Raw genomic sequence first — 10,391 nt, 5'->3', positions numbered from 1 at the left:
CCCCCCCCCCCCGCCACCCTACCTCGGAACCGCCAGTCCGACTAACCTGAAATACGGCTGAGCCCCACAACGAACGCGACCAGTGGACCAATCCACAAGACAGCGCACCGAAGGTGCGCGCACGAGCAGCAGTACCGCAACGTCCGAGCGAAGCGAGGACGTGAGGATACCCGAGACGGAAAAAGGTGGTGTTATTTTCCGTCGATTCGCGTGCCGGGCGTCTCGCCCGCGAGAAACGCCCGGAGGGCTTCGGGGCCGAAAATCGACGCGGGCGCGCCGAGGTCGAGGAGCGCCCGGACCTTCCCGGCCATCCCGCCGGTCACGTCGGTCGAGTCGCTCCCGCCGAGGTAGTCGGCCACCTCGACGTACGACCGAATCTCGGGAATCACGGCCTCGTCGTCGTCCAGCACGCCCGGAACCGTCGAACAGAAGCCGACGCGGTCGGCGTCGATTCCCTGCGCGACCGCGGTCACCGCTTCGTCACCACTCAGAATCGTCACGCCTGACCCCTCGTGGGCGACCACGTCGCCGTGGAGGACGGGGACGAACCCCTCGCCGAGCATCGTCTCGACCTGCCTCGTTGGCAGGTCGAGACTCCCGTCCCGGTCCCGTGAGGCAACCGAAAACGGGTGGACCGGCACGGCCGGAACGTCTCGGTCGTGGAGGCGCGCGAGTACGAAGTCGTTCAGCGTCTTCATCGCGGCGTGAATCTCGACCGCTGCGCCCGCATCCTGAGAGCCGTCGGTCTTCGAAACGCCGTGTTTGCTGGCGTGGTGGTGGCCGAAGCTTCCGCCGCCGTGGACCACGACGAGGTCCGATACGTCGCCCGACGCCATCGCGGATGCGATGGCGTCGGCCGCGTCGTCGAGCGCCGGACCGGCGAGCGCCTCGGGACGGTGCTTGTGGGTGATGACGCTTCCGCCGAGTTTGAGGACTGTCGCCATCTCAGGCCTCCTCCACGCGCACGCCGTCGGTGTCGAGTTTCGCCCGGAACGCGTCCTCGCACCCCGGCGTGAACTTCAGCGCGGTCTCGGTCGCCTTGCTGGGGTCGAGCGCGACGATGCACCCGCCGCCACCCGCGCCGGTCAACTTCGCGCCGAGTGCGTCCGCGTCCCGCGCGGCCCACACCATGTTGTCGAGCGACCGCGACGAGACGCCGAGGGCTTCGAGCAGGCCGTGGTTGAAGTTCATCAGCCGACCCAGTTCCTCGACGTTCCCCTCGGCGAGTGCGTCCTCGCCCGACCGGACGAGGTCTCCGATGCTCGCCACAGTGTCGGCCGCGAAGTCGTACTCCTCACGGAGCGCTCGCACGCCGGATACTAGCTTTCCGGTGTCGCCCGCGCCGCCGTCGAAGCCGATGACGAACGGGAGGTCCGGAGCCGATATCGTCCGGCAGTCGTCGCCCTCGACTCGGACCGCGCCGCCCGACGCCGAACAGAAGGTGTCGGCGCGAGAGGCTTCGCCGTCTTGGACCTCCGACTCCGCGCGATACGCGCGGTCGGCGATTTCCTCGGTCGAGAGTTCGACCCCGAGTTCGCGGGTCGCGGCGTCGATACCTGCGGCCGTGACCGCCGCGGAGGAGCCGAGACCCGCGCCGAGCGGAATCTCGCTCTCGATGGTGATGTCGAAGCCAGCGTCGGGAGCGTCCGCGGCGTCTCGGGCTTGTGCGACCGCGGCATCGACGTAGCCCATCGCGGCTTCGACCAGCGAATCGGCGACGTTCACGTCGGGTCCCATGTCGGTTTCGCGGCTGTACTCCACAGTGAATCCGTCGAGGCTCAGGTCCTCGGCGTGGACGCGCAGACGGTCGTCGTCGCGTTCCTCGACGGCGACGCGCGCCCGGAGTTCGATGGCGCACGGCACCGCGGGTTCGCCGTAGACGACCGCGTGTTCTCCGAACAGGTAGACCTTGCCCGGAGCGCTCGAAACGACCATGCGAGACGGTTTCGTTCCGGGGGTTAACACGTTTGCGAAGGCGGTCGTCGCGAAGAACTCGCCGTGTCGTGGCACAACGGCTAACTTTCCTCGCGGTGACGTATCGAGTATGAAGCTTACGAGAGCCTTGGCCGCGACTGCGGGCGGACTCGGAGCCGCCGCGCTCGGCAACCGACTGCTTCGCTGGAAGGCGTCTGACTTGGACCCCGCGCTCGACGGACGACAGGGGACCTACCGGTGGCGCGGCTTCGACGTGTCGTATACCGAAGCGGGCGACCCCGAGGACCCCGACGTACTCCTGCTCCACGGCGTCCACGCGGCCGCCTCGAACAAGGAGTTCGACCAGATGTTCGGCCAGCTGGCGAAGACCCACCACGTCGTCGCGCCCGACCTGCCGGGGTTCGGCCGGTCCGACAGACCGCCGCTGACCTACTCGGCGGCGCTCTACACCGCGTTCGTCACCGACTTCGCCGAGGACGTGACCGACGACGCGGCGTGCGTGGCGTCGTCGCTCGCGGCGTCGTACGCCGTGCTCGCCCAGCGCCAAGCCGCGCCGTTCTCGCGACTCGTGTTAGTCTGTCCGACCGCCGACACCGGGCCGCGCCGGACGTGGCTCCGGTCGGTGTTCCGGTCGCCGTTGGTCGGCCAAGGCCTGTTCAATCTGCTCACGAGCAAGCGGTCGCTCCACTGGTTCGACAACCGAGACGCCTACTCGACCGAGGCGTCCTACACCGAACACGACGTGGACTACCAGTGGCAGACCGCCCACCAACCGGGCGCTCGATTCGCGCCCGCATCGTTCGTCTCGGGCTATCTCGACCCCGACGTGGACCTCGCCGACGAACTCGCGGAAATCGACGTGCCGGTCACCATCGTCTGGGGCCGGGACGCCACGGTCACGCCGCTCGAAGCGGGCGAGGAGTTGGCCGAGCGTGCGGACACCAAACTGGTGGTGTTCGACGACGCGCGACTGCTTCCGCACGCCGAGCATCCGGGACCGTTCCTCGACGTGCTGTTAGACGAACTGACCGAGGAGGAAGTGGAAGGCGAGGCCGAGCAGTAACGAAGCCCGCGAAGCCGAAATCGGATTACCGCGGCCGGAACGCCAGAACCCGTTCGCCCGTCGTCGCCGTCTCGGCGACGACGGGCGTGACCGTCGCGCCGACTTCGGTTTCTTCGGGCGCGACGTCGAGAATCTGTCCGGTCAGCCGAACCGGGCCGAAATCGACCACCGCGGTCGCGTAGGGCGCGTCGTCGGCGAACTCGGGCGCGGGGACGTGAACCACGGTGAACGTCTCGATTTCGCCCGACTCGGGCAGGGCGACCTCGGAGAGGTCGCCCTGCCCGCAGTGGGGGCACACCCGCCGGGGCGGGAGCGAGCCGTGACCGTCGGGACACTCGAGGTAGAAGCCCTCACCGTCCTCGATTGCGTCGAGGAAGTCGTCGAAGCCGTCGTCTCGGACCTCGTCGTCGTTCTGGCTCATTCCGCCACCTCCGGAGCGAAGCTCCGGCGTACTCTCATTCGCTGACTCATGAGACCACCTCCAGGACGTGAACTGTCGCACTGGCGACCGTGCCGCCCGCGTTGTGCGCGACTCCCACGTCGCCGTCCACTGCATCGCTGTTGGGGTGGTCGCCCCGGAGCAGGCGAGTCATCTCCGCGACTTGGCTGGTGCCAGTCGCGCCGACCGGGTGGCCCTTCGCCTTGAGACCGCCCGAGAGATTGATGGGGAGGTCGCCGTCGCGGGTGGTCTCGCCGCGCGCGGCCGCGCCGATTCCTTCTCCGGGCGCGTAGAAACCGAGGGCTTCGAGCGCGAGGACTTCCGCGATGGTGAAACAGTCGTGGACCTCGGCGGCCGCCACGTCGGTCGCTTCGATGCCCGCGTCGGCGTAGGCCTCCTCGGCGGCGCGCTCGGCGGCGGGCGTGCGCGCGAGGAACTCACGGTCCTGCAGGGCCATCTTGTCGCCGCCCTGTCCCGTGCCGGTAATCGCGACCGGGGCGTCGAGGTCATTCTTCTCAGCGTACTCGTCGCTCACGAGGACGACGGCGCTCGCGCCGTCGGTGATGGGACAGGCGTCGAACAGGCCGAGCGGTTCGGCGACCATCGGGGAGTCGAGCGCCTCTTCGACCGAAATCTCGCGCTGGAACTGGGCGTGTTCGTTGTCGAGCGCGTTGGCGTGGTTCTTGACCGCGATTTCGGCGAGGTCTTCGCGGGACCCTCCGTACTGTTCGAAGTACGACCGGGCCATCAGCGCGTAGGCCGCCGGGAACGTCATCCCGGCCCGGACCTCGTAGAGGTCGTCGGCCGCGATGGCGAGCGCCTCGGTGGTGCCCGCGGTGCCGAGGTTGTTCATGCGCTCGGCACCGCCGACGAGCAGCACGTCGGACTCGCCGTTTCGCACGTCTTTGACGGCCTCGCGGAGCGCGACGCCCGAGGACGCACACGCGCTCTCGTAGCGCGTGGCTGGCGCGTCGATGCCCGCGGCCTCGGCCATCAACGGGCCCTGGTGGCCCTGATGCTCGGCGAGTTCGCCCATGAAGTTACCGTAGTTCAGTCCCTCGATTGCGCGGCGCTCGACGCCCGCGTCGGCGAGCGCGCGCTGGCTTGCCTCCGCGAACAGGTCGCGGCCGGTTCGGTCGGGGTGCGTGCCGAAGTGGGTCAGACCGACCCCCGCGACACGTACTGCTGTCATACGGTTGCGTACGCGACCGGCGGTTAAGAAAGCCACCCTCTCGTGTCCGTCAGGCGTACACCGCCGACAGCACCCCCGCGACGTTCACCGCGACGTGCGCGAGGACGACTGCGACGAGGGTTCGCCTGCGGAGGTAGACCAGCGTGAAGACGAGCGCGCCGAGCGACACCTGAACGACGTGACCCGCCGGATACCCCGGCGCGTGCGCGAGGGTGAACGCGAGCCACGAAATCGCCCCGGCCGCCAGCGCGCTGTCGGTGGCTTCGAGCAGTCGCTCGATGGGATACCCCCGGTACAGAATCTCCTCGACGACGCCCGCCGAAATCGCACCCGCGAGCGCGATGCCAATCGTCCGACCGTCCGCGAGCGTCGAACCCTCAGTTTGGGCGAGACCGAGCGCGGACACCACCGAATCGGTGGCGACGAGCGCGAGCAGAGCGCCGACGAACGCCGCGATTGCGTAGGGAATATCCCACACGTCCGGCCGCCGAACGCCGAGCGACGACACCGGCCGGTCCTCGAAGGAGACCACGATTCCGACGACGGCACCGGCGAAGAGCCACGGAATCACGATATCCGCGACCGGAGGTGGGGTCACGCCGAGCGCGTCGAACGCCGGACCGGCGAGCGGGAGCGCGAATAACGCGACCAGCAGACCGCCCGCGGTCGCCGTCTCGACGTGTTCGAAGTCGAACGGCGCGAATCGGGTCTCTCTCGACATACTCGTGAACGTACACGCGAGACAACAAGAAATTGCGGGAATCTCGAGAAACTCCGGGAGTTTCGAGCGCGTCTGTGCCGACTACTCGACCCCGCGCCGGTACTGCACTGGCCACTCCACTCGGTCGCCCGCGCCGAGTTCCTCCGCGGCGTGGAGCGTGAAGTACGGGTCCCGGAGGTGTTCGCGCCCGACGATGGCGAGGTCCGCTCTGTCGTTTCGAATCAGGGCGTCGGCCTGCGCTGGCTCCGAGATTCCCCCGACTGCGCCGACGAGCGCGTCGGTCGCCTCGCCCACGCGCTCGGCGTAGGGCACCTGATAGTTCGGTCCCGTGCCGGGGATTTCTTGGTCGGGGTGGATGCCGCCCGAACTCACGTCTACGAGGTCCGCGCCCGCCTCGGCGAGCAGGGGAGCGAGTCGCGCGGTGTCCTCGACCGTCCACGAGTCGCGGTCGGCGAGCCAATCGGATGCGGAGACGCGGACGAATACGGGCAGGTCGTCGGGCCACACGTCCCGAACTTCCGCCGTCACCTCGCGGACGAGTCGGATCCGGCCCTCGAAATCCCCGCCGTAGGCGTCGTCGCGGCGGTTCGTGACCGGCGACAGGAACTCGTGGAGGAGGTAGCCGTGGGCCGCGTGGACCTCGGCGATTTCGAAGCCAGCGTCGAGCGACCGCTCGGCCGCGGCCCGGAAGTCGGCCTTGAACGCCTCGATATCGTCCTCGGTCATCGCTCTCGTCTGTGGCGGTTCGTCGTCGTAGGGGTACGGACTCTCGCTCGGCGCGAGGGTCTCCCACCCGCCCTCGTCGGGTTGGAGGGGAACGCTGCCGTCCCACGGTCTGGTCTTGCTCGCCTTTCGCCCAGCGTGGGCCAACTGGATGGCCGGGGTCGCGCCCCGGTCGGCGATGAAGTCGGCGACGGGCGCGAGCGCGTCGGCGTGGTCGTCGCTCCAGATGCCCAAGTCGTTGGGAGTGATGCGCCCCCGAGGTTCGACCGCGGTGGCTTCGGTCATCACGATACCGGCACCCCCGGTCGCGCGACTCCCGAGGTGGACCTCGTGCCAGTCGGTCGCGAGACCGTCGGTGTCACAGGAGTACTGGCACATCGGCGACACCATCACGCGATTTCGGACGGTCGTGTCTCGAATCGACAGCGGGCTAAAGAGGTCGTCGCTCATCGTCCGGGACTCGGGGGGCCGGACTCGAAAACCCTCTGCTCGTCCCCGATTCTTGCCGACAGCGATTTCGGACCTCCGAAACGCTTATTGTAGGCATCGCCGTTATTGGTGAATCGATGTCAGGGGGGCAACGAAAGGGGGTTCCGGAGGCGACGGTGCGGTTCGAGCGCCGACTCGCCGACCTCAAGCGAAACGGGAGCAACGTACTGCTCGTCGGGAGCGACGGTCTCGACCCGGCGTGCGAGCGCCTGCTCGGCGATTCGAACGCCGGGCCGCGCTATCGACTGTTCGTCACCGCCGACGCGCGACCGGCGGTCGCGCGTCGGAAACTGTCGGCGGTCGGGACGAGACCCGACCGCGACCTCGCCGCACTCGTGGACTGGCGGGCGGCCGGTCGCGACGGGGGCGCGTCTCGCGCCCCCGTCGCGACCGATTCTGAAGAACGCGACTCAGACACGAGCGACCCCGCCGCGAACGACTCCGATAAATCCGACTCCGGCGACCGAATTTTCCGAACCGAAATCGTCGAGACAGCCGACCTCCGGGACCTCGGCGTCGCAATCGAGGAGTCGGTCGCGGCGTTCGAAGCCAAAGTGGACCACGTCTCGCCCGCAGAACTCCGGGTCTGCTTCGACTCGCTCGCGCCGGTCGTCGCCGGCTACGACGACCGAGACGCCCGCCGATTCCTGCTCGGCGTGACCGAAGTCGTCGAGCGGGCCGGTGGGATGGGTCACTATCACCTCCCCGGCGACCCCGACGCCGAGACGGTCGAATCGCTGTCGGCGCTGTTCGACGCGGTCGTGGAAGTCCGCCGGGGAGACGAAGGCGTCGAGCAACGCTGGCGACTCGACGACATCGAGACCGAATGGCTCGCGCTGTGAGTCGTTTTCGGCTGGCTCGGCCGTCCCTTACCTGTTTCACTCGGGCGTCGCTCGCATGCGCTCGCGCGCGAGGAACCACGTATATTCCTTCTGCAGGCGCTTCCAGACGCGCGGGTCCGGCCCCGGCGACTCACGATTCAGGTCGCGGATTCGCCGGAGGTCGCGCCACGACAGTTTCTCGAAATGCGGTTTGTCGAGCAGCGCCGCGATTCCCGTCGAGCTCTCGGTGCCCTCGATGCGCTGTTTCCGGCGCTCGCGGCCTTCCGCCACGAGTTCGCCCGGACTCAGCGCGTAGTAGTGCGACTGGACCGTCGGAAACCACCCCTCGCTTATCGAGCGGTCGGTGCAGGCCGAGAGCGTGCGCCGAGTTCGGGCGAGCGCTTGGTCCCCGGTGGTCTCGCCATCGTCGGCGGTGTCGCGTGAGTCGTTCGAGGAGTCTTCGGTCGCGGCCGCCACGAGCGCGTCGTGAGCCGCGAGGAACGTCCGGAGGTCGTCCACTCGGTCGCTGAACCGCTGGGCGACGTCGAACCGGAATTTCCGCTCGGCGGCGTCGTCGTGCTTGAAGAAGTTCCCCTTGGCGTCGGCTTCGAATTCGCGGGCGGCGAAGTACGCCTCGTTGAGTCGGACGAGCGCCTTGAGGTAGTCGGCCTTGCGCTCGTCGGCGTCGAGCGGCGTTCGGAGAATCTTCTGCCCGGCGGTCGAGAGGACCGCGAGGAATCGCTCGCCGTCGTACCGGACGAAGTCGTGTCGGCCGTCGCTGTCCTCGACCAAGTACTTCGACCCGGTAAAGAACGCCTTCGACACCATCCTCCGTTCGATTCGAATCACCGTAAATTGATAAATCCCACGCGCGTTATCAGCAGAGAGAACCGAGGTGAGGGCGACGGACGCTCGCGACTCATCCCGACGATTAGAGCGTCATCACCCCGACGACCAGAGCGTCAGCGAATCGTGTGCGAGGAAGTGGTCGAGTTCGTGAGCGCGCTCTTCGATGCCGACCAACTGCTCGCGGAGGATGTGGCCGGTCGCGTGGTCGCCGAGGCTCTCGACGAGTTCGATGTGACTACTGACGCTCTCGACGAGGTCGCCGTAGGCTTCGAGGTCGTTGCCGAGCGCCGTCCGCACGTCGTACACGTCCTCGCCCTCGAAGGGAATCGGACTGTGGCGTTCGAGCGCGGCCGGGCCGCTGACCGGGACGCCCCCGAGCGCCTGGACTCGCTCGGCGAGTTCGTCGGCGTTCGCCTCGGCCTCCTCGGCCGCTTCGCCGAGAAACAGGTGGAGGTCGCGGTACTGCGCGCCCGCCACGTTCCAGTGGTGCTTGCGGAGTTGGTGATAGACGACGTAGGTCGCCGCGAGGTCGGTGTTGAGCGCGCCGACTATCTGCTCGGCCTTCTCGGCGTCGAGTCTAACTGGGTTCGGTTCGACGGTGCCCGCCCCCTGGCGGACGTGCTGTTGCTGTTGGCTCATGGTTTCCCCCGAAGTGGGCACGACGAGGAGAGCCTTAAGGGTTCGCTGTACCGTGAGGGCCGTGTTTCAGTAAACGTAGCTCGGCCGGTAAAATGCGGTGGTGGGACTGAAAGGGGCCGCCCGGTCGCGTTTATCTTGGTCGTCTGACCGACCCCTATCTCGGCCGACCTGTGCGGAGAGGCCGAGATATGTCGGTCAGCGACCGCGACCGGGCGGGGGCTTTCTACAACACCACGGCGACGTTGATCGTAAAACGCAGAAGCGAGCGACTGCTTGAGCCACTGAGAACCGCATCCGCACCGCGACCGGGCGGGGGGTTTCTGGCTGTTTACGGTTCTGCTACTTGCGGTTCGAAGCGACTTCGAGATGTGTACCGTTTTGAGTACTCCCACACCCGTTCCTCATGCCCGTAGAATACACAGAACACCAACCCACGAACGCGGGATTTATCCGTTCACCGCGCGCCGTCTCGAATATGGACCCCGACGCCGTCCGCGTGGCGATGCTCCACCAGGACCCCCATCCCGCGCACCGCGGCTTCGCGGAGGCGGTCGGCGCGGACCTCGTGGACTACCACCGCTTGTCCGTCGGTCCGTTCGAGGGAACCGTGTTCGAGGACGGTCTCAACGGACTCGCGTACCCGAGCTACGACGTGTACCTCGTGGAGGGGTCGCGGCCGCTGTACGCCGCGCTCGCCCGGCGGCTCACCCGGGGCGGGAAGCTCATCTACCTCGCGGCCGACCACGGTCTCTACCAGCTCGGCAACCCCGACTTCGAAGGGAGTTCGGGCGTGAAGTCGCTCGTCGGGAAGTTCGGCACGCCCGCGGTTCGGGCGGTCGGCCGCCGGGGCATCGACGGCGTCGTCGCCGTCTCGGAGTTTGTCGCGGAGTTCACCCGACCCATCGTGGGGCCGGACACCCCAATCGAGGTCGCCCACCCGTTCGTCCAGCAGGAGACCTACGACGCGCTCGGCGAGGTGAACCCCGACATCGATGCGAACGTCGCGGTGACGGTCGCACGCCCGTGGGAGTACAAGGGCGTGGACATGCTCGTGAGCGCGTGGCCGCGCGTCCGCGAGGAGTTCCCGGACGCCGAACTCCACGTCGTCGGCGGCGGCCATCCCGAGGCGTACGCCGAGACGCCGGGCGTCAGCGTCCGGGGGTACGTCGAGGACCTCGCGGACGCCTTCCGGCCAGCCTCGGTGTTCGTCCAGCCCTCGCGGATGGACGCCTTCCCGGTCAGCACGCTCGAAGCGATGCGCGCCGGGGTTCCGCCGGTCGTGACCCGAACCGCCGGCACGCGGTCGGAGGCCCGCGAAATCGACCCGTCGCTCGTCGTGGAGACCAACGAGTACGCGCTGAGTCGGGGCGTCCGCGAGTACTTCGCGCGCGATTCGGACGACCGTCGCGCGCTCGCTCGCCGCGCTCGCGAGCGCGGCGAGCGATTCGACCCCGAATCCCGGAAGGCCGCGTTTCGAGCGGCGTTCCGAACCGTTCTCAAAGCACTTTAGCGTCGGCGGG

General features: G+C 68.0%; 11 protein-coding genes. 3 read left to right on the top strand and 8 right to left on the bottom strand.

Going from position 1 to position 10,391, the window contains the following annotated elements; translation table 11 throughout:
* Positions 1-191 precede the first annotated feature (191 nt).
* Positions 192-944: an isopentenyl phosphate kinase gene (locus EKH81_RS17510; protein WP_132060105.1), complete on the bottom strand. Its 753-nt coding sequence runs from the start codon at positions 942-944 to the stop codon at positions 192-194.
* A gap of 1 nt (position 945) precedes the next feature.
* The gene (gene mvk, locus EKH81_RS17505) at positions 946-1,935 is read right to left on the bottom strand and encodes a mevalonate kinase (protein ID WP_132060103.1); all 990 of its coding nucleotides are present in this window, start codon (positions 1,933-1,935) and stop codon (positions 946-948) included.
* A gap of 109 nt (positions 1,936-2,044) precedes the next feature.
* Between mvk and EKH81_RS17500 the strand changes: the two genes are divergently transcribed.
* Positions 2,045-2,998, top strand: a complete 954-nt coding sequence (locus EKH81_RS17500; protein ID WP_132060101.1) for an alpha/beta fold hydrolase — start codon at positions 2,045-2,047, stop codon at positions 2,996-2,998.
* Positions 2,999-3,023: 25 nt separating this feature from the next.
* Here EKH81_RS17500 and EKH81_RS17495 read toward each other — a convergent pair whose 3' ends face one another.
* The 4 genes from EKH81_RS17495 to EKH81_RS17480 form a co-directional block, all read right to left on the bottom strand.
* Positions 3,024-3,419 (bottom strand): Zn-ribbon domain-containing OB-fold protein, encoded by a 396-nt coding sequence (locus tag EKH81_RS17495; RefSeq protein ID WP_132060099.1) that lies wholly within the window; start codon positions 3,417-3,419, stop codon positions 3,024-3,026.
* A gap of 46 nt (positions 3,420-3,465) precedes the next feature.
* Positions 3,466-4,629: a thiolase C-terminal domain-containing protein gene (locus EKH81_RS17490; protein ID WP_132060097.1), complete on the bottom strand. Its 1,164-nt coding sequence runs from the start codon at positions 4,627-4,629 to the stop codon at positions 3,466-3,468.
* A gap of 49 nt (positions 4,630-4,678) precedes the next feature.
* The gene (locus tag EKH81_RS17485; protein WP_132060095.1) at positions 4,679-5,350 is read right to left on the bottom strand and encodes a CPBP family intramembrane glutamic endopeptidase; all 672 of its coding nucleotides are present in this window, start codon (positions 5,348-5,350) and stop codon (positions 4,679-4,681) included.
* An 81-nt stretch (positions 5,351-5,431) separates the two neighbouring features.
* Complete coding sequence (locus EKH81_RS17480) at positions 5,432-6,523, bottom strand: NADH:flavin oxidoreductase/NADH oxidase (protein WP_132060093.1); 1,092 nt, start codon at positions 6,521-6,523, stop codon at positions 5,432-5,434.
* Between the two features lie 116 nt (positions 6,524-6,639).
* On the opposite strand from EKH81_RS17480, the gene EKH81_RS17475 reads away from it, so the two are divergent.
* Complete coding sequence (locus EKH81_RS17475) at positions 6,640-7,404, top strand: DUF7504 family protein (protein WP_162224668.1); 765 nt, start codon at positions 6,640-6,642, stop codon at positions 7,402-7,404.
* A gap of 36 nt (positions 7,405-7,440) precedes the next feature.
* Here EKH81_RS17475 and EKH81_RS17470 read toward each other — a convergent pair whose 3' ends face one another.
* Positions 7,441-8,232: a hypothetical protein gene (locus tag EKH81_RS17470; RefSeq protein ID WP_132060801.1), complete on the bottom strand. Its 792-nt coding sequence runs from the start codon at positions 8,230-8,232 to the stop codon at positions 7,441-7,443.
* A 93-nt stretch (positions 8,233-8,325) separates the two neighbouring features.
* Positions 8,326-8,871 carry a DNA starvation/stationary phase protection protein DpsA gene (gene dpsA, locus EKH81_RS17465; RefSeq protein WP_132060799.1) on the bottom strand — a complete coding sequence of 182 codons (546 nt, stop codon included), beginning with the start codon at positions 8,869-8,871 and terminating at the stop codon, positions 8,326-8,328.
* A 475-nt stretch (positions 8,872-9,346) separates the two neighbouring features.
* Here dpsA and EKH81_RS17460 point away from each other — a divergent pair, with 475 nt between their 5' ends.
* Positions 9,347-10,381, top strand: a complete 1,035-nt coding sequence (locus EKH81_RS17460; protein ID WP_132060797.1) for a glycosyltransferase family 4 protein — start codon at positions 9,347-9,349, stop codon at positions 10,379-10,381.
* Positions 10,382-10,391 lie beyond the last annotated feature (10 nt).

This window comes from Halorussus amylolyticus, assembly GCF_004143485.2.
GTDB classification, from domain to species: Archaea; Halobacteriota; Halobacteria; order Halobacteriales; family Haladaptataceae; genus Halorussus; species Halorussus amylolyticus.
Note: the sequence above shows the minus strand (reverse complement) of the source record. Positions and strands in the feature narration are given on the sequence as shown.